Raw genomic sequence first — 26,424 nt, 5'->3', positions numbered from 1 at the left:
GGCGACTCAGTACTTCTGCTTGGTCCGCTTCGCCGGCTGCCCGCGCGGCGGCAGCGGCGGCAGGCCGGTGTCGCGCTCCCTGTCCTCGACCAGGCGGAAGTCGATCTTGCGCTCCTCCAGGCTGGCCTTGAGCACGATGATCCGGACCCGGTCGCCGAGCCGGAACTGCATGCCGCGGCGTTCGCCCGACAACGTCTTCCGCACCGGATCGAAGTGGTAGTAGTCGTGCGGCAGCTGGGTGACGTGGACCAGGCCGTTGACCTTGGACTGATCGAGTTCCACGAACAGGCCGAAGCTGGTCACGCCGCTGATCACGCCGTCGAACTGGCCGCCGACGTGCTGCTCCATCCACGCGGCGCGGTAGCGCTCGTCGACCTCGCGCTCGGCCTCGTCGGCGCGGCGTTCGCGCTCGGAGCACTGCAGCGCCAGACCCGCCATGTCGCGCGGCGCATAAAGAAAAGCGTCCGGCTTCCGCCGCGACAGCGCATGCTTGATCGCGCGGTGCACCAGCAGGTCCGGGTAGCGGCGGATCGGCGAAGTGAAGTGCGCATACGCCTCCAGCGCCAGGCCGAAATGGCCCGCGTTGTCCGGCGAGTAGACCGCCAGGCTCTGGCTGCGCAGCAGCACCGACTCCAGCAGTGCCGCGTCGGGGCGCTCGCGGACTTTCTTCAACAGGCGGGTGTAGTCGCCGGGCTGGACCTTGCCCCACGGCGGCAGGCTGAGCTTGAATTCCTTGAGGAACTCGAGCAGGTCCGCGTACTTGCCTTCCGGGGGCTTCTCGTGGATGCGGTAAGGCGCCGGCACGCCGGCCTTGATCAGGTGCCGCGCCGCCTCGACGTTGGCGGCGATCATGCATTCCTCGATCAGCTTGTGCGCATCGTTGCGCACCAGCATGCCGGCCTGGGTGACCTCGCCGCGGTTGTCCAGGACGAAGCGGACCTCGGAGGTCTCGAACTCGATCGCGCCGCGCTTCGCGCGCGCCTTGGCCAGGACCTGGTAGAGCTGGTGCAGGCGCTCGACGTGGGGCAGCACCGGCGCGATCTCGGCGCGGGCGTCGTCGTCATCCTCGCCCACCGCCTTCCACACCTGGGTGTAGGTCAGGCGCGCATGCGAGTTCATCACCGCCTCGTAGAACTTCGAGCGGGTGACCTGGCCGTCGTGGTCGACCTGCATGTCGCAGACGAAGCACATGCGGTCGACGCGCGGGTTCAGCGAGCAGATCCCGTTGGACAGCGTCTCCGGCAGCATCGGCACGACGAAGCCGGGGAAGTAGACCGAGGTGGCGCGCTTCTGCGCCTCGTTATCGAGCGGCGTGCCCGGCCGCACGTAGTGCGACACGTCGGCAATGGCCACCACCAGGCGGAAGCCGGCCTTGTTGACCTCGCAGTAGACCGCGTCGTCGAAGTCCTTGGCGTCCTCGCCATCGATGGTCACCAGCGGGGTGGCGCGCAGGTCCACGCGGTCGCCGACCATCGACGGCTCGACGGTCAACGGCACCGCCGTGGCTTCGTCCAGCACCTCCGGCGGGAACTCGTGCGGCAGGTTGTGGCCGTGGATCGCCGCCTCGACCACCAGCGACGGGGTCAGGCTGTCGCCGAGCACGGCGATCACCTTGCCGATCGGCGGACGCCGCGCGTCGGGGGCCTGGACCAGTTCGCAGACCACCAGCTGGCCGTCGCGCGCGCCGCCGGTGGCGTCCTGCGGCACCTGGATGTTGCGCTGCAGGCGCTTGTCGTCCGGAACCACGAAGCTGATCCCGGCCTCGGTGCCGAAGCTGCCGATCAGGCGGCTGATGCCGCGCTCGAGCACGCGCGCGATGCTGCCCTCGCGGCGTCCGCTGCGGTCGATGCCGGTGACGTTGGCCAGCACGCGGTCGCCGTGCATGGCCTTGCGCATCTCGTACGGCGGCAGGAACAGGTCGTCGCCGCCGCCGGCATCCGGGCGCAGGAAGCCGAAGCCGTTGGGATTGGCGATCACCGTGCCGGAGATCAGGTTGGTGTGTTCGACCGGGGCGAAACCGCCGCGGCGGTTCTGCACCAGCTGGCCGTCGCGGACCATCGCGCCCAGGCGCTTGCCGAGCGCGTCGAAGCGGTCCTCGGCGGTCAGGCCGAGGGTCTGCGCCAGCTCCTCGGCGGTCTGCGGCCCGCCTGCGTCCTCCAGGGCGGCGAGGATCGCCTCGCGGCTGGCGATGGGGTTGGCGTAGCGCTCGGCCTCGCGCGCCGCATGCGGGTCATGGTGCCTCTTGCGGGGCGCCGCCTGGTGCGCGGTCCCGGCCGGGGCTGGCGGCCGGCCGCCAGCCCGTGGCGGCGGCTCCGGCATCCACGGCGGCAGCTTGGGTGACGCCGCGGGTTTGCCCGGGGTCTTCTTCGTCCGTGCCGCGTCCCCGCCAGCCCTGCCGGGGCCGGTGTCCTTGCGGCCCGAGCCGCCCGCGGCCTTCCCGCCGCGCTTGCCTGTGTTTTTCATGCGCGGATCGTACACCCCACCCGGCTCACGGCCGCGTGCAGGCGTGCGGGCGCCAACGGGGCGTTGACAAGATTTCGGCCACCCTCCAGAATGCGCGGCCTCACCTGCCCAGGTGGCGGAATTGGTAGACGCACTAGTTTCAGGTACTAGCGGGTAAAACCGTGGAGGTTCGAGTCCTCTCCTGGGCACCAGACATCGCAGGCACGCCTGCCTGAAGACCCCCGCCAGACGCGGGGGTTTTTCTTTTCCGGCCGCCATCGCAGGCCCGCGCCCTCCCACCGGCTACGATGCGGATCGGTCACCGGACGCCCCGCCGCGCATGGATACGCAACAGATCCTCTTCCTGGCCATCCTCGCCACCACCCTGGCGCTGTTCATCAGCGGCCGGATGCGCGTGGACGTGGTCGCGGTCCTGGCCCTGCTCGCACTGGCGCTCACCGGGATCCTCGATGCGAAGCAGGCCCTGGCGGGGTTCTCGAGCGAGCCGGCGATCATCGTCGCGGCGGTGTTCGTGCTTTCGGCCGGGCTGGCCGCGACCGGGATCACCGACCGCATCGGCGCGGCGATCGGCCGGGCGGCCGGTGGCAGCGAGTGGCGCACGGTCGCGGTGGTGATGCCCGCGACCGCGGCGCTGGCCGCCTTCTCGCACCACCTGATGGTGACCGCGATGATGCTGCCGATCCTGATGCGCCTGGCGCGCGAGCAGAAGCTGGCGGCCTCGCGGCTGCTGATGCCGATGTCGCTGGCCGCCTCGCTGGGCACCACCCTGACCCTGTTCAGCGCGCCCGCCTTCCTGCTGGCCAGCGACCTGCTCAAGCGCGACGGCGGCGCCGGGCTGGACATCTTCGCCATCACCCCGATCGGCGCGGTGCTGGTCCTGCTCGGCACGGCCTACATGCTGCTGGGCCGCTGGCTCCTGCCGCGGCGCATGGGCGAATCGCCGCAGGGCGACTACCTGCGCCTGGAGCGCTACTACACCGAACTGCTGGTCGAGCCGGACTCGCCCTGGGTCGGCCGCACCCGGCAACAGTTCGAGGACGCCTTCGCCGAGCGCCTGCAGGTGGTGGACTGGCTGCGCCACGGCATGCGCCGCCGGCAGCAGGCCGGCGACCGGCCGCTGGCCGCCGGCGATGTCCTGCTGGTCCGCGCCTCACCCGACGAGATCGCCTCGATCAAGGACGAGCCAGGGCTGGCCCTGCACGCGGTCGCCAAGTACGGCGACAAGCCGCGCGAGGACCCCGAGACCGAAGTGCTGGGCGAGGAACGCCTGGTCCAGGCGGTGGTCGCCCCGAATTCGGAGTTCATCGGCCGCAGCGTGGCCGGGATCGACTTCCTGCGCACCCTGGGCGTGGTCGTGGTCGGCCTGTGGCGGCGCGAGGGCTGGCTGCACGGCGAGCTGTCGGAGATGCGGCTCGAGGAAGGCGACCTCCTGGTGCTGTGGGGCCGCGAGCAGGACCTGCAGCCGCTGGCCGCGCACCACGGCTTCCTGATGCTGATGCCGTTCCAGGGCCAGCAGAAGAGCCGGCGGCGTGCGCCGATGGCGCTGGCCATCATGGCCGCCACCGTCGCCGCGGCCGCCACCGAACTGCTGCCGCCGCAGATCGCGTTCCTGGCCGGCGCGGCGGCCATGGTGCTGACCCGCTGCGTGGCGATCGAACAGGCCTACGCGCAGATCGACGTGCGCATCTTCGTCATGATCGCCGGCGTGATCCCGCTGGGGATCGCGATGGAGCAGACCGGCACGGCCGCACTGGTGGCGCAGTTCCTGCTCGCCCATTCCGCCGAGTGGCCGGTGTTCGTCCTGCTGCTGGTGATGTTCGGCACCGCGGCGCTGCTGACCCAGATACTTTCCGACGCCGCGACCACGGTATTGCTGGCGCCGATCGCGCTGGCGCTCGCGCATGGCCTGGACCTGCCGCCGACGCCGTTCGTGGTGTGCACGGCGATGGGCGCCGTGGCCTCGTTCCTGACCCCGATCGGCCACCACGGCAACCTGCTGATCCTCAATCCCGGCCAGTACACCTTCGGCGACTTCCTGCGCGTGGGCATCCCGCTGACCATCGCCATCGCCCTGGCCACCGCCTGGATGGCGCGCGCGCTCTGGCTGGGCGGCCCGCTGCTGCCCTGGGCGGGCTGATCCGGGGACAGGCGGACGGGTAGAATCGTGGCCTGTCCCCCGCAGTGCCCGCAATGACCGAGACCATCCGCCCCACCTTCCACGGCTTCGAACAGATCCCGCTGCGCGAGTACGCCGAGCGCGCCTACCTGGACTACTCGATGTACGTGGTGCTGGACCGCGCCCTGCCCTTCGTCGGCGACGGGCTCAAGCCGGTGCAGCGGCGCATCGTCTATTCGATGAGCGAGCTCGGCCTGAACGCGGCGGCGAAGCCGAAGAAGTCCGCGCGCACCGTCGGCGACGTGATCGGCAAGTACCACCCGCACGGCGACAGCGCCTGCTACGAGGCGCTGGTGCTGATGGCCCAGCCGTTCTCCTACCGCTACCCGCTGATCGAGGGCCAGGGCAACTTCGGCTCCACCGACGACCCCAAGTCGTTCGCGGCCATGCGCTACACCGAATCCAGGCTCACCCCGATCGCCGAGGTCCTGCTCGGCGAACTGGGCCAGGGCACGGTCGACTGGGTGCCCAACTTCGACGGCACCCTCGAGGAGCCGAGCTGGATGCCGGCGCGGCTGCCGCACCTGCTGCTCAACGGCACCACCGGCATTGCCGTGGGCATGGCCACCGACGTGCCGCCGCACAACCTCAACGAGGTGGTCAGCGCCTGCGTGCGCCTGCTCGACGACCCCGACGCCACCGTCGCCGACCTGTGCGAACACGTGCGCGGGCCGGACTATCCCACCGCCGCCGAGATCATCACCCCGGCGACCGACCTGCGCGCGATGTACGAGACCGGCAACGGCAGCGTCCGCGCCCGCGCGACCTGGCTCAAGGAAGGCACCGGCAACTTCGTGGTCACCGCCCTGCCCTACCAGGTGTCCCCGTCGAAGGTGATCGAGCAGATCGCCGCGCAGATGCGCGCCAAGAAGCTGCCGTGGCTGGAAGACATCCGCGACGAATCCGACCACGCCAACCCGGTCCGGGTGGTGCTGGTGCCGCGCTCCAACCGGGTCGACGCCGAGCAGCTGATGGGCCACCTGTTCGCCACCACCGACCTGGAGAAGAGCTACCGGGTCAACCTGAACGTGATCGGCCTGGACGGGAAGCCGGCGGTCAAGAACCTCAAGGCGATGCTGGACGAGTGGCTGGTGTTCCGCACCGACACCGTCGCCCGCCGCCTCAAGCACCGCCAGGAGAAGGTCGAGCGCCGCCTGCACCTGCTGGAAGGCCTGCTGGTCGCCTTCCTCAACCTGGACGAGGTGATCCGCATCATCCGCACCGAGGACGAGCCGCGGGCCGCGCTGATCGCGCGCTTCGCCCTGTCCGAGGAGCAGGCCGACTACATCCTGGAGACCCGGCTGCGGCAGCTGGCGCGGCTGGAGGAAATGAAGATCCGCGGCGAGCAGGACGAGCTTGCGAAGGAACTGGAGCGCATCGTCGCCATCCTCGGCAGCAAGGCCAAGCTCAAGAAGCTGGTCAAGGACGAACTGCTGGCGGACGCGAAGAAGTTCGGCGACGAGCGCCGCTCGCCGCTGGTCCAGCGCGGCGCCGCGCAGGCGATCGACGAGACCGAGCTGGTGCCCAGCGAGCCGATGACCGTGGTGCTGTCGGAGAAGGGCTGGATCCGCGCGGCCAAGGGCCATGATGTCGATGCCGCCGGGCTGTCGTACCGCGAAGGCGACAGCCTGCTGGGCGCGGTGAAGAGCCGCAGCACCCAGCAGGTGGCGTTCCTGGACTCGACCGGCCGCAGCTACTCGACCGCGGTGCACACCCTGCCGTCGGCGCGCGGCAACGGCGAGCCGCTGACCGGCCGCTTCTCGCCGGCCGCGGGCGCCTCGTTCCAGGCGCTGGCCAGCGGCGACAACGACGCCCGTTTCGTGCTGGCCTCCTCGCACGGTTACGGTTTCGTCACCCGTTTCGAGAACCTGACCGGCCGCAACAAGGCCGGCAAGGCGATGCTCAACCTGACCCCGAACGCGCGCGTGTTGCAGCCGGCGGCGGTGGCCAGCGTCGAGACCGACCGGATCGTGGCGGTGACCAGCGCCGGCCACCTGCTGGCCATCGCCGCGAGCGACCTGCCGGAGCTGGACAAGGGCAAGGGCAACAAGCTGATCGACATCCCCAAGGCCAAGCTCGGCACCGAGCGCGTGGTCGCGGTGGCCGCGGTGGCACCGGGACAGAAGCTGCAGGTGTTCAGCGGGCAGCGCACGATGACGCTGTCGTTCAAGGAACTGGACGAGTACCTGGGCGCGCGGGCGACGCGGGGCGGCCTGCTGCCGCGGGGCTGGCAGAAGGTGGATGGCCTCGCTGTCGAGTGACTTGCGTAGAGCGGGGCTCGCCCCGCTGCGCAGGTGCCGCAATCAGGCAGGAAGCAGCGGGGCGAGCCCCGCTCTACGGGCACCGGCGGTGCCTGCACCGGAGTGACGGATGGACGCTGATTTCTGGCTGCAACGCTGGCGGGAAGGACAGATCGGATTCCACCGCGGCGAGGTGATGCCGCTGCTGGAGCAGTACTGGCCCTCGCTCGCCGTACCGGCCGGCAGCCGCGTGTTCGTGCCGCTGGCGGGCAAGACGCTGGACATGCACTGGCTGGCCGCCCAGGGCCTGCAGGTGCTGGGTTGCGAACTGTCGCCGCTGGCGGTGGAGGCGTTCTTCGCCGAGGCCGGCATCACCCCGCAGGTCCAGCGTGACGCCGACGGACTGCACCATCGGGCCGGCGCCATCGACCTGGTCCAGGGCGACGTGTTCGCGTTGCGCGAGCAAACGCTGGCGGCGATGGATGCGTTCTACGACCGCGCCGCGCTGATCGCGCTGCCGGACGGCATGCGCCGGCGCTACGTGGACGAGGTCTACGGCAGGCTGCCGGCGGGTTGTCGCGGCCTGCTGATCACCCTGGAATACCCGCCCGGCGAGAAGGACGGCCCGCCGTTCCCGGTTCCCGAGGCGGACGTGCATGCGCTGTTCGCGCCGCACTGGGACGTCGAACGGCTCACCCGGCGCGACATCCTCGCCAGCGAACCGCGCTTCGTCGCCGAGGGCGTGACCGCGCTTGCGACCGCCGCGTACCGGCTGCAGCGGCGCTGACCGCCGGTCGCCGCCGGCTGCGCCGTGACCGGCATCGGCAGGGGCAGCGGGGCGAGCCCCGCTCTACGGAAAAGCGGCTCAGCCGTGCGGTGGCGCGCCGTCGCCGCCGATCTTCGACAGCTGGTAGTTCTCCAGGCCGATGCGCTTGATCAGGCCCAGCTGCTGCTCCAGCCACCAGGCATGGTCTTCCTCGGTGTCCTTGAGCTGGGCCAGCAACATGTCGCGGCTGACGTAGTCCTGCTTCTGCTCGCACAGCTTCATCGCCGCGGCCAGGTTGGCCCGCACCTGGTACTCCACCCTGAGGTCGGCCTCGAGCATCTCCACCACGGTCGTGCCCGGGGTGAACGCATGCGGGCGCATGTCCGGGTCGCCTTCCAGGAACAGGATCCGGCGCAGGATCGCGTCGGCATGCTCGGTCTCTTCCTGCATCTCGTGGCCGATGCGCTCGTAAAGCGCCTTCAGGCCCTGGTCCTCGTAGCGCCGCGAATGCAGGAAGTACTGGTCGCGCGCGGCCAGCTCGCCGCGCAGCAGCTCTTTCAGGCAGTCGATGACTTCGGGATGGCCTTTCATGGGTCGGTGCTCCGGACTGACTTGCGGGGCGCAGTGTGCCGCAAGCCGGCGGCCGGTGTTCCAATCGGAATCAGTCGCATTGGGCCGCGGCCGCCACGCCGCGGCATGGAATAATCCGCTGCGGCGGCGCGATCGGGCGCCGCGCCATCACACCTCGTCACTGAAGGGGAGATGCATGCTTCGCTGGATCCGACGCCTGGCGGTGCTGGCCGCGCTGCTGGCCGCCTGTGCGGCCCTGCTGGCCTGGTGGCTGCTGCGCGGCAGCCTGGCCCCGCTGGACGGCGAGCTCGCCGTGCCGGGCCTGGCCGCGCCGGTGTCGGTCGAGCGCGATTCGCTGGGCGTCGTCACCATCGAGGCCGGCAGCGAGCCCGACGCCATGCGCGCCCTGGGATACGTGCATGCGCAGGAGCGCTACTTCGAGATGGACCTGATGCGGCGCAATGCGGCCGGGGAACTGTCGGAGCTGTTCGGTGTGGTGGCACTGGATGTCGATCGCCAGCAGCGCGTCCATCGCATGCGCGCCCGGGTCGACGCGCACCTGGACGCGTTCGCCGGCGACCGCCTGCCGCAGCTGCAGGCCTACGCCGACGGCGTCAACGCCGGGCTCGGCGCGCTGAGCGTGCGGCCGTGGCCGTACCTGCTGCTGCGACAGGCGCCGCGCCGCTGGCAGGTGGCCGATTCGGCGCTGGCCGGCTACGCGATGTACTTCGACCTGCAGGATGCGCAGAACCTGCGCGAGCTGCGCCTGTGGAAGCTGCGCCAGCACGTGCCGGCGGCGCTGTTCGGCCTGCTCGCGCACGATGGCACGCAATGGGACGCGCCGCTGTTCGGCGTTGCGCGCGGCAACGCGGCGCTGCCGGGCCCGGCGCAGGTCGACCTGCGCACGCTGCCGGTGCCCGATGGCGACCGGCCCAGCCGCCTGGCCGACAAGGGCACCCCGGGCAGCAACAACTGGGCCGTGGCCGGCGCGCTCACGGCCGATGGCCGTGCCATCGTCGCCGACGACATGCACCTGGGCCTGCGCGCGCCGAACATCTGGTTCCGCGTGCGCCTGCGCTATCCCGACAGCCGCGCGCCGGATGGCCGCGTCGACGTGTCCGGCTTCAGCCTGCCCGGCCTGCCGGCGGTGATCGTCGGCAGCAACGGGCACGTGGCCTGGGGCTTCACCAACAGCTATGCCGACACGGCCGACTGGCAGCCGGTCCGGCCGTGCGCGGCGGCGGGCGAGCCCGGGTGCGAACCAGTCGTCCGCCACGACGAGGCGATCCGCGTCGCCGGCGCCGATCCGGTGGCGTTCCCGGTCGAGGACACCCGCTTCGGCCCGATCCTGCATCCGGCCGATGCGCAGGGAACCGCACTGGCGCTGCGCTGGGTCGCCCACCAGCCCGGCGCACTGAACTTCGGCCTGGCCGACCTGGCGATCGCCTCGGACCTGGACGATGCGCTGGCGATCGCCGCCGGCGCCGCGACCCCGGCGCAGAACCTGGTGCTCGCCGATCGCGGCGGGCGGATCGCCTGGCGCATCCTCGGGCCCCTGCCGGTACGCGATGGCCGCTGCCCGGCACCATTGCAGGACGCCGTCGCCGCACCCGCGGCCGACTGCGCACCGTGGAGCATCTCGACCACGCGGTCGCCGGTGCTGGCCGATCCCGAAAACCATCGCCTGTGGACGGCCAACGCCCGCGTCCTGGATGGAGAGCCGCTGGCGGTGGCCGGCGACGGCGGCTACGCCCTGGGCGCCCGCGCCGCGCAGATCCGCGATGGCCTGCTGGCGAAAGACCGGTTCGACGAAACCGACCTGCTGGCGATCCAGCTCGACGACCGCGCCGTGTTCCTGCAGCGCTGGTGGCAGCTGCTGCAGGACGAGGCCAGGGGCGCGCCGGCCGGCTCGGCGTTGCATGGCCTGGCCGAGGCGGGCGCTACCTGGCAGGGCCGTGCCTCGGTCGATTCGGTGAGCTACCGCCTGGTGCGGGCATGGCGCCTGGCCGTGCACGCGCGGATCGCCGACGGCCTGACGGCCCCGGCGCAGGCCGCGCTGGGCGAGGAGTTCGCCATGCCCGACCTGCCGCAGCTGGAGGGCGTGGCCTGGCCGCTGCTGGAGCAGCGTCCGCCCCACCTGCTGTCGCGCCGCTACGACAGCTGGAGCGCGCTGCTGGAGGATGCGGCGCAGGAAGTGCGCGACGACCTGGCTGGGAAGGGCCCGTTGTCCGAACGGACCTGGGGCGAGCGCAACACGGCGCGGATCTGCCACCCGCTCGCCAACGCCCTGCCGGGCCTCTTCAGGACGCGCCTGTGCATGCCCGGCGCGCCCCTGCCGGGCGACGGCTCGATGCCGCGGGTCCAGGGCCCGGCGTTCGGCGCTTCGCAGCGGATGGTGGTCTCGCCCGGCCACGAGGCCGACGGCATCGTGCACATGCCCGGCGGACAGAGCGGCCATCCGCTGTCGCCGTTCTGGGGCGCCGGCCACGACGACTGGGTAGAGGGCCGGGCCACGCCCTTCCTGCCCGGCCCGGCAAGGCATACCCTGACCCTGGCGCCGGCCGCCCCGCAGTGACGCCATGCCGGAAGCTGGCCTCCTGCTCGAGACTTTCGCTACCCGGCCGGCAAGCACCAACGCGCAAACCGATCGCCACGTGCCGATCGCCACCACGGAGAACCGTCGCGATGACCCTGCGTTCCGCTGCTTCCTTCGCACTCCTGGCCAGCATCGCGCTGGCCGCCTGCAGTTCGGTCCAGCCGGATCCGGGCACGCCCGGCCGCAACGCGGCCACCGCCGGCGCCTGCAATGCAGGTCCGGTCGCATGGGCGGTCGGGCAGCAGGCCGAACAGGACGTCATGGCCCGGGTCTGGCGCGAAAGCGGCGCCGGGCTGATCCGTCCGATCGGCCCGGGCCAGGTCGTGACCCGCGACTTCCGGCCCGACCGGGTCAACGTCGAGATCGACGCCAACAACACCATCACCCGCATCACCTGCGGCTGAGGGCCCGCTGCAGGAGCCGATTCATCGGCGACCGGGGCTTCGGAACCACGAAAGGGTCGCTTGTGCCGACGGCGTCGCGTCGCCGATAAAGATCGGCTCCTACGGAGCGTGCGCGGCCTCGTGCACGCCGGCCACCGCCCGCCCGGACGGGTCGGCCATCTTCGCGAAGCTCGCGTCCCAGGCGATCGCCGCCGGCGAGGAGCAGGCGATCGACTTGCCGCCCGGCACCGTCTCGGCCGCGGCCGGCGTCGGGTAGAAACGCTCGAACACCGACCGGTAGAAATACGCCTCCTTGGTCTGCGGCGGATTGACCGGGAAGCGCTTGTCGGCCGCGGCCAGCTCGCGGTCGCTGACCTGCGCTTCGGCATGCGCCTTCAGGCCATCGATCCAGCCGTAGCCGACGCCGTCGCTGAACTGCTCCTTCTGCCGCCACAGGATCTGCTCGGGCAGGTAGCCGTCGAAGGCCTGGCGCAGCACGCCCTTCTCCATCCGCTGGGCGCCGTCGCTGCCCTTGCGCACCATCTTGTGGCTGGCGTCCATGCGCATGGCCACCTCGAGGAACTCGCGGTCCAGGAACGGCACCCGCGGCTCGACGCCCCAGGCCATCATCGACTTGTTGGCGCGCAGGCAGTCGAAGTTGTTGAGCGCGTCGAGCTTGCGCACCAGCTCCTCGTGGAACTCGCGCGCGTTGGGCGCCTTGTGGAAATACAGGTAACCGCCGAACACCTCGTCGCTGCCCTCGCCCGACAGCACCATCTTCACCCCCATCGCCTTGATCCGGCGCGCCAGCAGGAACATCGGCGTGGAGGCGCGGATGGTGGTGACGTCGTAGGTCTCGATGTGGCGGATCACCTCCGGCAGCGCGTCCAGGCCTTCCTCGAAGGTGTATTCGAACCCATGGTGCACGGTACCCAGCGCTTCGGCGGCGATCTTGGCCGCGGCCAGGTCCGGCGAGCCCTCCAGGCCGATGGCGAACGAGTGCAGGCGCGGCCACCAGGCCTCGGTGCGGTCGCCATCCTCGATGCGGTGGCGGGCATAACGCGCGGCGACCGCGGCGACCAGCGAGGAATCCAGTCCGCCGGACAGCAGCACGCCGTACGGCACGTCGGTCATCAGCTGGCGGTGCACGGCCGCCTCGAACGCCTCGCGCAATTCCTGCGGCGATACTTCCACGCCTTCGACCGCCTCGTACTTGCGCCAGGGGCGCTCGTAGTACTTCGCCAGCGTGCCGGTCGCGGTGTCGTACCAGTGGCCGGGCGGGAACTGGGCCACGTCGGCGCAGTCGTCCACGAGCGATTTCATTTCCGAAGCCACGCGCAGCCGGCCCTCGCGATCGTGGCCCCAGTACAGCGGGCACACGCCGATCGGATCGCGGGCGATGATGCCCCGGCCCTTCGCCTTGTCCCACAGCGCGAAGGCGAAGATGCCATTGAGCCGGTTGAGGAACGAAGCCGGTTGGTCTTCCACGTACAGCGCGTTGATCACCTCGCAGTCCGACGCGGTCTGGAACGCATAGGGCCGGGTGAGTTCGTCCTTCAGCGCGCGGTGGTTGTAGATCTCGCCGTTCACCGCCAGCGCCAGCTGGCCGTCCTCGGACAGCAGCGGCTGCGAACCGCCGGCAGGATCGACGATGGCCAGGCGCTCGTGCACGAGGATCGCGCCGTCGTCGACATACACCCCGCTCCAGTCCGGGCCGCGGTGGCGCTGCCGCTGCGACAGGTCCAGCGCCTGCCGGCGCAGCGCCTGCAGGTCGTCGCCCGGCTGCAGGCCGAAGATGCCGAAGATCGAACACATGGGGAAACTCCTGGGTCTGGTGGGGTGTTACGGAATTCTTCGCGCATCGCGGCCAGGCGCCCGGCCCTGGCCGGGCAGCCGCCGGGCACAAAAAAACCCGCATCGGCCGGATGCGGGTTCGATGGTGGCCGGGCTGTGCTGCTCTAGCTCCGGTCGCGCTCCCGCATCGGTCGCGCACGGTTATTGGCCGCATTGTTGTTGCGGTTGCAATTGGCCGTGTTGGCGAGGCGGAACGGGTGCATGGGCCGACGTTAACCCGCTGCGCGGACCGCGCGCAACCGTTGCCGCGGCAACTGACACCCCGCTCACGCGGGCCGGCCAATACTTCCCGTGCCCCTCATCCCAGCGCGGATTTCCGCCGTCACCGGAGAGCCGACCTTGCCCGACACCACCCAACGTCTCGCCCGGACCGGCCAGGTCCTGGCCCGCCTGGCGCGCCATCGCCGGATCCTGACCGGCCTGGACTGGAGCCACGCCCCGCCGGCCGAGCCGACCATCGCCCATGCCTCGGGGATCGCCGAGGCGCAGGCCTTCGCCGCCGACCTCGAATCGCTCGGCCCGGCCTTCATCAAGCTCGGGCAATCGCTGTCCACGCGACCGGACCTGGTGCCCCCGGCCTACATCGACGCACTGGACCGTATCCAGGACGAAGTCGCGCCGGTACCCACCGAGGTGATCGAGAAGATCATCGAGGAGGAACTGGGCGCCAGGATCAGCCGCCTGTTCGCTTCTTTCGACCCGGTGCCGCTGGCGGCCGCTTCGCTGGCCCAGGTCCATCGCGCGCTCCTGCGCGACGGCCGCGAAGTCGCGGTGAAGGTGCAGCGCCCGGGCATGGACGCGGCCATCCGCCTGGACCTGGAGGTGCTGTCCGGCCTGGCCGGCACCGCCGATGCGCTGACCGAGACCGGGCGTCGCCTGCATTTCGCCGGCTGGATCGCCGAGTTCCGCAAGATCCTGCTGCTGGAGCTGGATTACCGGCGCGAGGCCGAGAACCTGGAGCGCTTCGGCGAACGCCTGTCCGCCTACCCGATGCTGTACGTGCCGGCGCCGGTGTGGGGCCTGTCGACCCAGCGCGTGCTGACGATGGAGCTGGTGCACGGCGCCAAGGTGACCACCGTCACCGGCCTGCGCCGCACCGAGACCGACCTGGCCACGCCGGCCGGCCAGCTGATGCGCGCCTACCTCGACCAGGTGTTCGTGCACGGCGACATCCACGCCGACCCGCACCCGGGCAACGTGCTGCTGTGCCAGGACGGACGCCTGGCGCTGATCGACCTGGGCATGGTGGCGCAGGTACCGCCGCGCATGCGCGAACGCCTGCTCAAGCTGCTGTTCGCCGCGGTGGACGCGCGCGGCGAGGACGTGGCCCGCGAACTGGTGGCGATCGGCACGCGGCTGGAGCAGTTCGACGACGCCGCCTTCAGCCGCGACACCGGGCAACTGGTGGCGCGCTATGCCACTGGCGGCCGCCGCACCTCCGAAGGCCGCCTGCTGCTGGAACTGGTCGGCTGCTCGGCCGAGCACGGCCTGAGGGTGCCGGCGGAGATCAGCCTGCTCGGCAAGACCCTGCTCAACCTGGAGCGGGTGGCCGATGCGCTGGATCCGCAGATGGACGTGCGCGAGCTGGTCGAGTCGCACCTGCAGTCGATCATGCGCGCGCAGCTGCGGCGCTCGTTCTCCACCGCCAACCTGGCCAGCGAGGCGCTGGAGGTACAGGCACTGCTGCGCGACGCGCCGCGCAAGATCTCCGACACGCTGTCGCTGCTGGCCGAGAACCGGCTGCAGGTGCGCCTGGATGGGCTGGAGAACTCGCGGCTGCTGGAGAACATGCAGAAGATCGCCAACCGCATCGCCGCCTCGGTGGTGACCGCCGCGCTGCTGCTGTCCTCGGCGATGCTGATGCGGGTGGAAACCAAGGCCCAGCTGTTCGGCTATCCCGCCCTGGCGGTGCTGCTGTTCCTGGTGGCGACGGCGCTGGGCCTGACCATCGCCCTGAGCGCGTTGCTGAGCGACCGCAAGGCCAGGCCCAACGAACAGCGCGGGCCGCACTGATCCCGCGCACGGACGGATCGCGGGAGCCATACGCGCCACGTAGAGCCGGGCTCGCCCGGCTGCCGGGCCCACGAACGAAGGCAGCGGGGCAAGCCCCGCTCTACAGGAGCAGGCGCTCGATCAGGCGCGCATAGAGGCCAGGCAGCGCCTCCAGGTCGTCGACCCGGACATGCTCGTCGACCTGGTGGATGCTGGCATTGACCGGGCCGACCTCGATGCAGTGCGCGCCCAGCGGCGCGATGAACCGCGCGTCGGAGGTGCCGCCGCCCGTGCTCTCCTCCGGTGGCGCACCGGCGAACTGGCCCAGCACCTCGCGCGCCACCGCGCGCAGCGTGCCTTCGGGCGTGTAGAACGGCTCGCCGCTGCGATGCCAGCGCAGGTCGTAGTCCAGGCCATGCCGGTCCAGCAGCGCGGCGACCTCCGCTTCCAGCGCCGGGGCGTTCCAGTGCGGGTTGTAGCGCAGGTTGAACAGCACCTGCAGCTCGCCGGGGATGACGTTGTTGGCGCCGGTGCCGGCATGGATGTTGGAGACCTGCAGCGAGGTCGGCGGAAAGCTCTCGTAGCCGTCGTCCCACGCCTTCGCCGCCAGTTCGGCCAGCGCCGGCGCGGCCTGGTGGATCGGATTGCGCGCCTTGTGCGGGTAGGCCACGTGGCCCTGCACGCCCTTGACCGTCAACGTGCCGGACAGGCTGCCGCGGCGGCCCACCCGCAGCAGGTCGCCGAGGCGCGCGGTCGAGGACGGCTCGCCCGTGACGCACCAGTCGATGCGCTGGCCGCGCTCGCGGAACGCCTGCGCGACCTTGCGCACGCCGTCGATCGCATCGCCTTCCTCGTCGGCGGTCAGCAGGATCGCCAGGGTACCGGCGTGCGCCGGGTGCGCGGCGACGAAACGCTCGGCGGCGACGACGAATGCCGCCACGCTGCCCTTCATGTCGGCCGCGCCGCGCCCGTAGAGCACGCCGTCGCGCACCTGCGGGACGAACGGGTCGCTGGTCCACGCCTCGCGCGGGCCGGGCGGCACCACGTCGGTATGGCCCAGCAGCACCAGCACCGGCGCGCCACTGCCGTGGGTGGCCCACAGGTTCTCGACCGCGCCGAAGCGCAGGTGCTCGCAGGTGAATCCGGCGCGTTGCAGCCGTCCGGCGAGCAGCATTTGGCAGCCAGCGTCATCCGGGGTCACCGAAGGACGGGAAATCAGATCGCAGGTCAGGTCCAGCACTTCGCTCATGGTCGGCCGTTGCTCCTTGTGCAACGCAGGATACGTCAGCGGATCAGCCGCGCGTACGGCACGCCCTCGTAGAGCGGGGCCTGCCCCGCTGATTCCTGCATCGTGGCCAGGAGCAGCGGGGCAAGCCCCGCGCTACGAAGCCACCACGCTCGCAGCAGCGGAGCGCGTGCCGCTCAGCCGACGCCGAACAGCTTCTTGAAGCCGTTGTCGGAGAAGCCCTGGCTGAAGGTGCCGTCGTCCCTGACCACCACCGGGCGCCGCACCAGCTGCGGGTGCTCGCGCAGCAGCAGCTTCCACTCGGCCTGGCTGCCGGGCGCCTTGCGACTGTCGGGCAACTGCCGCCAGGTGGTCGACGACTTGTTGACCAGGGCATCGAAGCCGCCGGCCTTGCCGGCCCACTCCACCAGCGTTTCCGGTGACGGCTTGTCGTCGCGGTAATCGACGAACGCGTAGGGCACGCCGAAGCGGTCCAGCCACTTCGTCGCCTTCTTGCAGGTGTCGCAGTTCTTCAGGCCGTAGATCGTCGTGGTCATGTCTTCTTTGCTTCCAGGCCGGGGGTTGCCATCCATGGCGCCAGGTCGCGAGCTCCGGTAAGCCGGCCCGGCCATCCATGGTCGTGCGTTCGCTGTCCTGGCCACCGTCGACAGGACGGTCGCCAGGCGAGCGCAGCTCAGCCACGCAGGAGGTCGTTGATGCTGGTCTTGGAACGCGTCTTCGCGTCCACCTGCTTGACGATCACGGCGCAGTACAGCGAGTGGCTGCCGTCGGCGGCCGGCAGCGAGCCGGAGACCACCACGCTGCCCGGCGGGACGTAACCGTAGGAGATCTCGCCGGTGGCGCGATTGTAGATCCGGGTCGACTGGCCGATGAACACGCCCATGCCGATCACGCTGTGGTGGCCGACGACCACGCCCTCGACCACTTCCGAACGCGCGCCGATGAAACAGTGGTCTTCCACTATCGTCGGGCTGGCCTGCAGCGGCTCGAGCACGCCGCCGATCCCCGCGCCGCCGGAGATGTGGCAATGCTTGCCGACCTGGGCGCAGGAGCCGACCGTGGCCCAGGTGTCGACCATGGTGCCCTCGCCCACATGCGCGCCGATGTTGATGAAGCTCGGCATCAGCACCACGTCCTTGCCGAAATGGGCGCCGCGCCGGGCGATCGTGCCGGGCACCACGCGCACGCCCAGCTTGCGGAACTCGGCTTCGCCGTAGTCGCCGAACCGGGCCGGCACCTTGTCCCAGAACGGCGCCGGCTGGCCGTCCATCACCACCATGTCGTTGACCCGGAAGTAGAGCAGCACGGCCTTCTTCAGCCACTCGTGGACCTGCCAGCCGCCCTTGCCGTCCGGCTCGGCCACCCGGAACTCGCCCGACTCCAGGCCACCGATCACGCGCTCCACCAGCGGCCGGGTGGAGCCGTCGATCTCGTCCAGGGTCAGCGCGGCGCGGCGCGCGAACGCGCTTTCGATCGAGAACTTCAATTCGTCCAGGCCGGGGCCGGCAGGCGCAGCCGGGCGCTTGCGCACGGTCTTGCGGGCAGGGGTCTTCTTCGGCTTCTGCGCGGCCATCAGCGGGGGGCTCCTCGGTTCGGGTTTTCGGGATCGAGCCGTGCACGCAGTTCGGCGCGCAGGACGTCCTGCGCGGCAGCGTCCAGCGGCCGGTCGTGTTCGTCGGTGATCTGGAACAGGTCTTCGGCGCGCTCGCCGAACGTGGCGATGCGGGCGTCGTGCACCCGCAGGTGGCTGGCACGCAAGGCCTGGGCGACATCGGCCAGCAGCCCGGGGCGGTCGGGGCAGACCAGGCCGAACAGGCTGCGGCGCCCGTCGGCCGTGGTGCTGAAGTCCACCCGCGGAGGGAAGCGGAAATGCCGCAGCTGCCTCGGCGCGGCGCGGCGCGGCGCGCGCACCTGGTCCAGCGCGCCCGCCAGCGCCTGGCGCAGCGCCAGCTCCAGTTGCGCCGGATCGCCGCAGGCGTAGCTGTCGGCAGGCAATATCTCGAACGTGTCGAACACGGTGCCATGCGGGCCCATCAGGATCCGCGCCTGGTGCACGGCGTAGCCGTGGCGGTCGAGGGTGGCCACGATCGCGGCGAACAGGCCATCGCGGTCGGGCGAATGCACGAACACCTCCAGCGCGCCGCCGTGCTCGCCGGCGGCACCGCCGATCGGCCTGACCGCGACCTGGGTGTCACCCATGCGCACCTCTACCAGCGCCGCGGCCTGCCAGGCCAGCTGCTCGGGGCGGAAGCGCAGGAAGCTCTCGTCCGGCATCTCGGCGAACTGCCGCTCGATGGTGGCGTCGTCGTGGCCTTGTTCGCGAAGCAGGAGCCGGGTGGCTTCGCGCGCCTCGGCCACGCGCGCCTCGGCGTCGACCGGCGCTTCCAGGCCTTCGCGCAGCACGCGGCGCGTCGCCAGGTATAGGTCGGCCAGCAAGCGGTCCTTCCAGGCATTCCAGAGCTTGGGGCTGGTGCCGGCGATGTCGGCGCAGGTCAGCAGGTAGAGGTAGTCCAGGCGCTCGCGGTCGCCGACCAGGGTGGCGAAGGCGCGGACCACTTCCGGGTCGGAGATGTCCTGCTTCTGCGCGGTCACCGACATGCGCAGGTGCTGCTCCACCAGCCAGACGACCAGCCCGGTGTCGGCCTCGCTGAGGCCGTGGGCGGCGCAGAAGGCGCGCGCGTCGACCGCGCCCAGTTCGGAATGGTCGCCGCCGCGTCCCTTGGCGATGTCGTGGAACAGGCCCGCCAGCAGCAGCAGCTCCGGCTTGCGCAGGCGCGGCCACACTTCGTGGGCGATCGAGAAGCGCTCGTCGCCGGCGCCCGCACTGGCGCTGGCGAAGCCCTCGATGTTCCGCAGCACCATCAGCGTGTGCTGGTCCACGGTGTAGACGTGGAACAGGTCGAACTGCATTCGCCCGGACACCTGCGCGAACGCCGGCAGGTACTGGCCGAGCACGCCCAGCCGCGCCATCCGCGTCAGCGTCTGCACCGGGCGCGGGCCGCGCAGCAGCGCCATGAAGCGCTCGCGCGCCGCCGGGCCTGCATCGGCATAGGCCGGCAGCTGCCGCAGCGACTCGGCCAGCGCGCGCGCGGTCTGCGAATGCAGGCCACGCACTTGCGGATGGGCGGCCCAGGTCGAGAACAGCGCCAGCACTTCGCGCAGGTCGCCCTCGGGCCAGTAGCCGGCCGCCGCGGCCAGGTAGCCGCGGCGCAGGACGAAGTCCGGGTTCAGCGGCTCGGGCTTCGCTTCACCATCGAAGGTCTCTTCGAAGCGCTGCAACAGGCGGTCGCTGATCCGGCGGACGATCGCGGCGCTTCGGTAGAAGCCCTGCATCATCTTCTCGACGCCGAGGCTGTGCTCGTCGTCGTCGTAGCCCAGCCGCTGCGCCAGCGCCTTCTGGTAGTCGAAGCGCAGCCGCTCTTCCGGCCGCCCGGCGACCAGGTGCAGTCCGAAGCGCAGCCGCCCGAGCGAGCGTCGCTCGCGGGCCAGCGCCGCCGCCTCGTCGGCGCCCAGGTGGCCGAGGCCGACCACCGCCTCCAGTTCGCGCACGCCGAACGCGCGCTCGGCCATCCACCCCAGGGTATGCAGGTCGCGCAGGCCGCCGGGGCCGTCCTTGATGTTCGGCTCCAGGTTGTCCGAGGTATCGCCGTGGCGACGATGGCGCTGCTGCAGCTCCTCGCGCTTGGCCAGGAAGAAATCGCGCGGCGGCCAGATTTTCTCCGGCGCGATCGCCGCGGCCAGCGCGGCCATCGCCTCCGGCCCCGCCGCGACCGGACGCGCCTCGAGCAGGGCGGTCATCACGGTCTGGTCCGCCGCCGCCGTCGTGCATTCCTGCGCCGAGCGCACCGCGTGCCCGATGGGCAGGCCGGTGTCCCAAAGCAGGGCGAAGAACCGCGACAGCGCGGCCTGGTGCGCCTGCTGCGCGTCCGGCTCTGCCAGCACCAGCAGGTCGATGTCCGAGCGCGGGAACAGTTCGCCGCGGCCATAGCCGCCCACGGCGATCAGCGACAACCCCGCGCCTTCCGGGATGCAGTGGTGCCAGGCGCGGCGCAGCAGGTCGTCGACCAGGCGTGCGCGCAATGCGAGCAGGCGGTCGATGTCGACGTCGCGTCCGTACCGCTTGAGCAGGCGCGCATCGCCATGGGCAAGCAGTTCGCGCGCGCGCGCGGCCCAGCCGGCCTCGTCGGCCGCGCCGCCGTCGCCGTGGACATCGGCCCCCATCGGATCGACGCCCATGCCGGCGCTCACGCCGGCGGCGTCTGGCCGGAGGCCGGCGGCGGCACGTCGCCGGCGCCCAGTGTCAGCACGTCGACGCCATCCTCGGTCACCGCGACCATGTGCTCCCACTGGGCCGAAAGCTTGCGATCCTTGGTCACCACGGTCCAGCCGTCGGGCAGCACCTTGGTGTAGCGGGTGCCCTCGTTGATCATCGGCTCGATGGTGAAGGTCATGCCCGGCCGCAGCACCAGGCCATCGCCCGGGCGGCCGTAGTGCAGCACCTGCGGTTCGTCGTGGTAGACCTTGCCGATGCCGTGCCCGCAGTACTCGCGCACCACGGTGAAGCGCTCGGCCTCGGCGTAGCTCTGGATCGCATGGCCGACGTCGCCCAGGGTCGCGCCCGGCTTCACCGCGCGGATGCCGCGCCACATCGCCTCGAAGGTGGTTTCGACCAGGCGCCTGGCCATGACCGACGGGGTACCAACGTAGTACATGCGGCTGGTGTCGCCGTGCCAGCCATCCTTGATGACGGTGACGTCGATATTGAGGATGTCGCCGTCCTTGAGGACCTTGCCCGGGCTGGGGATGCCGTGGCAGATCACGTTGTTGACCGAGGTGCAGACCGTCTTGGGATAGCCGCGATAACCGACGTTGGCCGGGATCGCGCCCTGCACCTCGACGATGTGGTCGTGGCAGAGCCGGTCCAGCTCCTCGGTGGTCACGCCCGGCTTCACGTGCGGGGCGATCATCTCCAGCACTTCGGCGGCCAGGCGGCCGGCGATGCGCATCTTCTCGATTTCCTCGGGGGTCTTCAGGTGCAGGGTCATGCGCGGATTATCGCCGATCCGGGACCGTACCTGAACGCGGATGGCGCCTGCTGGCGCGCAGGCGGGAAATCGACCACACCGGCGACGTCCCGGCCCTGCCGCGTCACTTCGGAGCGCGGACCTGAATAGTTAACGTCAAGTGACTGACGCGGCAGGTCACATTTTGCTGAATAGGCCCGGTACCGGACGCGCAATGTGTCACACTATTCCTATTCAGGAATGTGACAACGGCGTCAAATCCTGCTTCCAGGGACTGGAAGGCCTCGCGTCGAATAGTTGGCACGCCTCCTGCTGCATCCCTCCGCAAGCATCACCACACCCCGAACCAACACCCGGAGTTCCCGATGAACCTGTTCAAGAACACCCTGATCGCCACCGCCCTGGTCGCGGCCGGTTTAGCGGGCACCGCCAGCGCCGCCACCGACACCCGCAACTTCCAGGTGAAGATCAACATCACCGAATCCTGCCTCTTCAGCACCAGCGCCTCGTCCGACCTCGACTTCGGCAACAAGGCCCGCCTGTCGGCCAACGACGTCGACAGCACCAGCACGCTGGTGGTCACCTGCACCAACGGCACCCCGTACAACATCGGCCTGAACGCCGGCACGGGCTCTGGCGCCACTGACACCGCCCGCAAGATGACTGGCCCGGGTGGCACCGTTCCATACAGCCTGTACAAGAACACGGGCCGCACCCAGAACTGGGGCGACACCGGCACCAACCGGGTGGCCGGCACCGGCAGCGGCTCTGCCCAGACCATTACGGTGTACGGCCGCGTGCTGAGCGCGGACACCGGCGTGTCGGCTGGCACGTATACCGATACCATCACCGCGACGATCACCTACTGATCGATGCGCCGAGGCAGGGAATGATCCCGTTGACTGTTGATGTACGCGGGCCGCGCCGCTTGCCCGGGCGCGGTTCCCGTATCGGAGGCTGGCTGCTGCTGGCGGCGACGTTCCTGGCAGGGCCGGCCGCGCTGGCAGCCGACCTGCAGGTCAACCCGATCATGCTCGAGTTCGCCCCGGGCGAGCAGTCGCAGGCGCTATGGCTGACCAATTCGGGCACGCAGCCGCTTAAGGCCCAGGTACGGGTCGGACGCTGGACCCAGGCCGACGGCAAGGACCAGAACGAGTCCAGCCGCGACCTGGTAGCCAGCCCGGCAATCCTGGACATCGCGGCCGGCGAGCAGCAGCTGGTGCGCATCATCCGGCCACGGATTGAACCGCTGCAGTCCGAGGCGGCTTACCGGCTGACCATCGATGAATTGCCGGTGGACGGCTCGGAATTGGAACGCTCAGGGGTCCAGTTCCTCCTGCGCTATTCGGTCCCGGTATTCGTCCTTGCCGAAGGCACCGAGCCACTGGGCCCGACCCGGCGCACGGCGAACTCGCCGGCGCACGCACCCAGCCCGGTCGGACTGTCCGCCATGCTGCAGGACCAGGGCGACAAGAGCCTGCTGCGCGTGTCCAACCCGGCCCGACAGCGGGTCCGGATGAGCAACCTGGCCTGGGTGGGAAGCGACGGCCAGCGCACGGAACTGGCCTCCGGGCTGTTCGGCTACGTGCTGGCCGGCCAGGAGATGCAATGGACGATCCCGCTGTCGCCGCAACAGCGGGCCAAGGGCGGCACCTTGAAGGTCAGATTCAATGACGATCCGAACGACCAGACATTGCCGCTGGAAACTGCTGGCCGCTAGTATCGCCGCGGTCTGCACGCCCATGGCGGACGCCGCGCCCTCCCCGAACCCATCGCCCGCCGGCTACGCCGCTACCGGCGCGCTGGACCTGATCGGATCCGACGACCAGCTCCCCGACGCGGATGCCGGCTCGCAGGAGCTCTATCTCGAAGTCTCGCTCAACGAATTCGCCACCGGCCGGCTGGCCCGCTTCGTCCTGATCGACGGCCGGCTGCACACCAGCGCGGCGACCCTCCGCGAACTTGGTCTGCGCTGGCTTGGTGGCGACACCGCCAGCGGCCTGATCGCGCTGGACGACATCCCGGGCCTGCAGGCCCGCTACGACGCCGCCAACCAGCAACTGGCCCTGACCGCACCGCTGGAAAACCTTTCCGGCGAACGCGAGGTCTTCAGCGCGGGGGAGCGGAGCATTCCCCGACTCGATCCCTCCACGCTCGCTGCTGGTCTGCTGTTCAACTACGACGTCTACGCGCAGGGCGACGGCGACTACCAGTCGGTGAGCGGCTGGAGCGAACTGCGGCTGTTCGGCATGGGGCCGGGCGTCTGGAGCAACAGCATGGTCAGCCGCGCCATCAACGTGCGCGGGAACGAAGGCGATCGCGGCAACACCCGCCTGGACACCTCCTGGCAACTCGACCTGCCGGACAGCATGGTCTCAGTGATCGCTGGCGACACCTACAGCGGCTCGCTCGGCTGGACACGGACCACGCGTATCGGCGGCATCCGCGCCGGCAGCAACTTCGGCCTGCAACCCTACCGGGTGACCACCCCGCTGGCCTCGTTCGCCGGCGACGCGGTGCTGCCGTCGACCGTGGACCTGTACATCAACGGCATCCGCCAATCGAGCCAGCAGGTCCGGCCCGGCCAGTTCCAGATCGACACCATCCCAACCATCAGCGGCGCCGGTCAAGCGCAGATGGTGATCACTGACATCAACGGCCAGAGCCGGGTCGTCAGTTTCCCCTGTACAACACCCCGCAGCTGCTGCGGCAGGGCCTGACCGACTGGTCGGCGGAAGCCGGCGTGGTCCGCCGCGACTACGGCATCCGCTCGTTCTCGTACGCCAACGACCCGATGGGCAGCGCCACGGTGCGCCATGGCGTCAGCGACCAGACCACGCTGGAGTTCCATGCCGAGGCCACGTCCGGGCTGGAAATGGCCGGCGCCGGCGGGGCCTGGCTGCTCGGCGAGCGCGGCGGCGTGCTGGACGCCTCAGTGGCCGGCAGCCGTTACCGCGGCGAAACAGGCCAGCAGTACGGGGTGGGCTACCAGTGGAATTCGGGCGTGCTCAACCTGGGCGCGTCCACGCTGCGGCGCAGCGACGACTTCGCCGATGTCGCCAGCCTGGAGGACGCCATGTTACCGCGGCGCATGGACAGCGCCTTCGCCGGACTCAGCCTGGGTCTGTCCCAGATCGGTGCCAGCTACGTTCGCCAGGAAACCGCCGGGCAACCGCTGAGCCGCTTCGCCAGCCTGAGCTGGTCGCGGCAACTGCCGCACAATGGCTACCTCAGCCTGAGCCTGAACCGCGACCTCGGCAATCGCGACGCCGACAGCGCGTTCCTGTACTGGTCGATGCCGCTGGACCGCCGCACGTCGGTGTCCGCCTCGGCGCGCCACAACCGCAACAGCAACGGCATCAGCCTCGAAGCAAACCGTCCCGTCGACAGCGATCTCGGCGGCCTGGGCTGGCGCGTCCAGACCACGCTGGGCGACCGTGCCAGCGCGCAGGGGCAGCTGTCCGGACTGGGCAACCATGGCGCCTGGAGCGCCGGCTTCTTCCACCAGCGCGCGGACGGCCCGAGCCCGCAAAGCACAACCGGTTTCGCCGGCGCCATCGGCAGCCTGCTGCTGATGGAGAAACACCTGTTCGCCATGCGCCGCGTCGACGGCGCATTCGCCCTGGTATCCACCGACGGCATCGCCAACGTGCCGATCCTCCAGGAGAACCGCCTGATCGGCTTCACCGACGAAGACGGCCTGCTGCTGATCAACCGGCTCAACGCCTGGCAGAACAACCGGCTGTCGATCGATCCGCTGCAGACGCCCACCGACTTGCGGCTGGGCGCGACCGAGGTGTTCGCCGTGCCCCCCGGCCGCAGCGGCATGCTGGCCCGTTTCCCGATGCGCAAGGTGCTTTCGATCCAGGCCACCGTAACGGATCCGGATGGCCAGTACCTGGCCCCTGGCAGTGCCGTGTGGCTGGATAGCTCCGACCCGGCGACGGTCCAGCCCTTGACGGTGGTCGGCTACGACGGCCTGATCTACCTGCAGGAACTGCCGCCCGGCGCAGGACTGAAAATCCGCCGCGACGGCGGCTATTGCGACGCGTCCCTCCCGGAGCTGCAGGAACGCACGGGATTCATCGAACTTGACGGGGTGGTGTGCCGATGAACAACGTTTACCTGCCGAACGGGCGCGCGATTCCGGCGTGGCTGCGCGCGTTCCCGCTCGCCGCCCTGCTGGCCTGCTGCTGGCTGTTGCCCGGCAAGGCCATGGCCGCCAACGACTGCTGGATCGGCGGAACCTCGATCGCCTTCGGAAGCGTTGGCGGTGGCGGCGGCACCACGTCCAATAGCGTGACCTTCACCTGCAACAATGAAAGCCAGGCCGTCCGCAGCTTCCGGCTGTGCCTGTACATGAATCCGCTGCTCATCACCGGCGTGGCCCCGCGTCGGATGACCAACTGGGACGATTTCCTGGAGTACGACCTGTATTCCAATCCCGCGATGACCCAGCTGATCGGCTCGACTACCAGCGGCCATGCGGTCTACAGCATCACCCACACCACATCCGCGGCGCAGTCGACCGGATCGATACCGTTGTATGGACGCGTACCGGGGGGCCAGCAGGTCTCCGCGGGTAGCTACTTCGGATACATCACGGAAGTGATCCGCTGGGTGTCCCAGGCCGGCTCCACCCCCCCGTCCGTCGCCCAGTGCGCGGCGTCCGCCTCGCAGGAAACCAACTACGCACCGGTGACCGCGACCTTCGCCAATACCTGCTACGTCAGCGCCGCCACCGACCTGGAGTTTGGGTCCTTCCCGAACCTGTCCACCAACCGCGAACAGACCTCGACCATCAGCCTGCGCTGCCCTACCAACACCGCCTGGCAGCTGGCGCTCAACTACGGCAGTAACGCCAGCGGCACCACCCGGCGCATGGCCGGACCCGGCGGCAACTACATCACCTACCAGCTTTTCCAGGATTCGGCCCGCACCCTGCCCTGGGGCAACACCACGGCCACCGACGTTGAGGGCAGCGGCACCAACGCCGTCCAGACCCGCACCGTCTACGGCCGCGTGCCGGTCCAATCGGTCAACGCGGCGGGCACCTATGCCGATACGGTCACCATCACCCTGACCTTCTAAGCTGGCGGGGCAGCCTTTCCGCC

The 26,424-nt window shown here is 70.3% G+C and carries 19 protein-coding genes and 1 tRNA gene; 12 read left to right on the top strand and 8 right to left on the bottom strand.

What is annotated here, in order from left to right:
• Window positions 1-6: 6 nt before the first annotated feature.
• On the bottom strand, window positions 7-2,463 hold the full coding sequence (rnr, locus tag CSC66_RS15540; protein WP_379655817.1) for a ribonuclease R: 2,457 nt from the start codon (window positions 2,461-2,463) through the stop codon (window positions 7-9).
• Window positions 2,464-2,569: 106 nt separating this feature from the next.
• On the opposite strand from rnr, the gene CSC66_RS15535 reads away from it, so the two are divergent.
• From CSC66_RS15535 to CSC66_RS15520, 4 genes are all read left to right on the top strand, one after another.
• Window positions 2,570-2,654: transfer RNA gene (locus CSC66_RS15535), tRNA-Leu, on the top strand.
• Window positions 2,655-2,782: 128 nt separating this feature from the next.
• Window positions 2,783-4,600 carry an SLC13 family permease gene (locus CSC66_RS15530; protein WP_162378326.1) on the top strand — a complete coding sequence of 606 codons (1,818 nt, stop codon included), beginning with the start codon at window positions 2,783-2,785 and terminating at the stop codon, window positions 4,598-4,600.
• Window positions 4,601-4,653: 53 nt separating this feature from the next.
• A complete protein-coding gene (parC, locus tag CSC66_RS15525) occupies window positions 4,654-6,900 on the top strand; it encodes a DNA topoisomerase IV subunit A (protein ID WP_162378325.1) in 2,247 nt (748 codons plus the stop codon).
• A gap of 109 nt (window positions 6,901-7,009) precedes the next feature.
• Window positions 7,010-7,666 carry a thiopurine S-methyltransferase gene (locus CSC66_RS15520; RefSeq protein WP_162378324.1) on the top strand — a complete coding sequence of 219 codons (657 nt, stop codon included), beginning with the start codon at window positions 7,010-7,012 and terminating at the stop codon, window positions 7,664-7,666.
• Window positions 7,667-7,744: 78 nt separating this feature from the next.
• On the opposite strand, the gene bfr is transcribed toward CSC66_RS15520, so the two are convergent.
• On the bottom strand, window positions 7,745-8,236 hold the full coding sequence (gene bfr, locus CSC66_RS15515) for a bacterioferritin (RefSeq protein ID WP_162378323.1): 492 nt from the start codon (window positions 8,234-8,236) through the stop codon (window positions 7,745-7,747).
• A 175-nt stretch (window positions 8,237-8,411) separates the two neighbouring features.
• Between bfr and CSC66_RS15510 the strand changes: the two genes are divergently transcribed.
• Window positions 8,412-10,790: a penicillin acylase family protein gene (locus CSC66_RS15510; RefSeq protein WP_162378322.1), complete on the top strand. Its 2,379-nt coding sequence runs from the start codon at window positions 8,412-8,414 to the stop codon at window positions 10,788-10,790.
• Window positions 10,791-10,900: 110 nt separating this feature from the next.
• Window positions 10,901-11,215, top strand: a complete 315-nt coding sequence (locus CSC66_RS15505; protein WP_162378321.1) for an I78 family peptidase inhibitor — start codon at window positions 10,901-10,903, stop codon at window positions 11,213-11,215.
• A 99-nt stretch (window positions 11,216-11,314) separates the two neighbouring features.
• On the opposite strand, the gene asnB is transcribed toward CSC66_RS15505, so the two are convergent.
• A complete protein-coding gene (gene asnB, locus CSC66_RS15500; protein ID WP_162378320.1) occupies window positions 11,315-13,009 on the bottom strand; it encodes an asparagine synthase B in 1,695 nt (564 codons plus the stop codon).
• Window positions 13,010-13,387: 378 nt separating this feature from the next.
• On the opposite strand from asnB, the gene CSC66_RS15495 reads away from it, so the two are divergent.
• A complete protein-coding gene (locus CSC66_RS15495; RefSeq protein WP_162378319.1) occupies window positions 13,388-15,061 on the top strand; it encodes an ABC1 kinase family protein in 1,674 nt (557 codons plus the stop codon).
• Window positions 15,062-15,161: 100 nt separating this feature from the next.
• Here the strand turns inward: CSC66_RS15495 and dapE are convergent, their stop codons facing one another.
• The 5 genes from dapE to map form a co-directional block, all read right to left on the bottom strand.
• Window positions 15,162-16,289, bottom strand: a complete 1,128-nt coding sequence (gene dapE, locus CSC66_RS15490) for a succinyl-diaminopimelate desuccinylase (protein WP_162378318.1) — start codon at window positions 16,287-16,289, stop codon at window positions 15,162-15,164.
• 173 nt (window positions 16,290-16,462) lie between these two features.
• Complete coding sequence (locus tag CSC66_RS15485; RefSeq protein WP_162378317.1) at window positions 16,463-16,822, bottom strand: arsenate reductase; 360 nt, start codon at window positions 16,820-16,822, stop codon at window positions 16,463-16,465.
• A gap of 137 nt (window positions 16,823-16,959) precedes the next feature.
• Window positions 16,960-17,859 (bottom strand): 2,3,4,5-tetrahydropyridine-2,6-dicarboxylate N-succinyltransferase, encoded by a 900-nt coding sequence (dapD, locus tag CSC66_RS15480; RefSeq protein WP_162378316.1) that lies wholly within the window; start codon window positions 17,857-17,859, stop codon window positions 16,960-16,962.
• On the bottom strand, window positions 17,859-20,522 hold the full coding sequence (glnD, locus tag CSC66_RS15475; protein ID WP_374317628.1) for a [protein-PII] uridylyltransferase: 2,664 nt from the start codon (window positions 20,520-20,522) through the stop codon (window positions 17,859-17,861). The genes dapD and glnD overlap by 1 nt, the downstream gene beginning before the upstream one ends.
• 8 nt (window positions 20,523-20,530) lie before the next feature.
• The gene (gene map, locus CSC66_RS15470; RefSeq protein WP_162378315.1) at window positions 20,531-21,331 is read right to left on the bottom strand and encodes a type I methionyl aminopeptidase; all 801 of its coding nucleotides are present in this window, start codon (window positions 21,329-21,331) and stop codon (window positions 20,531-20,533) included.
• Between the two features lie 344 nt (window positions 21,332-21,675).
• Here map and CSC66_RS15465 point away from each other — a divergent pair, with 344 nt between their 5' ends.
• The 5 genes from CSC66_RS15465 to CSC66_RS15445 are packed head-to-tail and all read left to right on the top strand — an operon-like array spanning window position 21,676 to window position 26,401.
• A complete protein-coding gene (locus tag CSC66_RS15465) occupies window positions 21,676-22,179 on the top strand; it encodes a Csu type fimbrial protein (protein ID WP_162378314.1) in 504 nt (167 codons plus the stop codon).
• Window positions 22,180-22,199: 20 nt separating this feature from the next.
• Complete coding sequence (locus CSC66_RS15460; RefSeq protein ID WP_162378313.1) at window positions 22,200-23,030, top strand: fimbrial biogenesis chaperone; 831 nt, start codon at window positions 22,200-22,202, stop codon at window positions 23,028-23,030.
• The gene (locus CSC66_RS15455) at window positions 22,981-24,030 is read left to right on the top strand and encodes a fimbrial biogenesis outer membrane usher protein (RefSeq protein ID WP_162378312.1); all 1,050 of its coding nucleotides are present in this window, start codon (window positions 22,981-22,983) and stop codon (window positions 24,028-24,030) included. Before CSC66_RS15460 ends, CSC66_RS15455 begins: the two co-directional genes overlap by 50 nt.
• Window positions 23,994-25,424, top strand: a complete 1,431-nt coding sequence (locus CSC66_RS15450) for a fimbria/pilus outer membrane usher protein (RefSeq protein WP_162378349.1) — start codon at window positions 23,994-23,996, stop codon at window positions 25,422-25,424. The genes CSC66_RS15455 and CSC66_RS15450 overlap by 37 nt, the downstream gene beginning before the upstream one ends.
• Window positions 25,421-26,401, top strand: coding sequence for a Csu type fimbrial protein (locus tag CSC66_RS15445; protein ID WP_162378311.1), 981 nt, complete (start codon window positions 25,421-25,423; stop codon window positions 26,399-26,401). The genes CSC66_RS15450 and CSC66_RS15445 overlap by 4 nt, the downstream gene beginning before the upstream one ends.
• Window positions 26,402-26,424 lie beyond the last annotated feature (23 nt).

It is taken from the genome of Pseudoxanthomonas kaohsiungensis (assembly GCF_010211765.1).
Taxonomy (GTDB): domain Bacteria; phylum Pseudomonadota; class Gammaproteobacteria; order Xanthomonadales; family Xanthomonadaceae; genus Pseudoxanthomonas; species Pseudoxanthomonas kaohsiungensis.
Note: the sequence above shows the minus strand (reverse complement) of the source record. Positions and strands in the feature narration are given on the sequence as shown.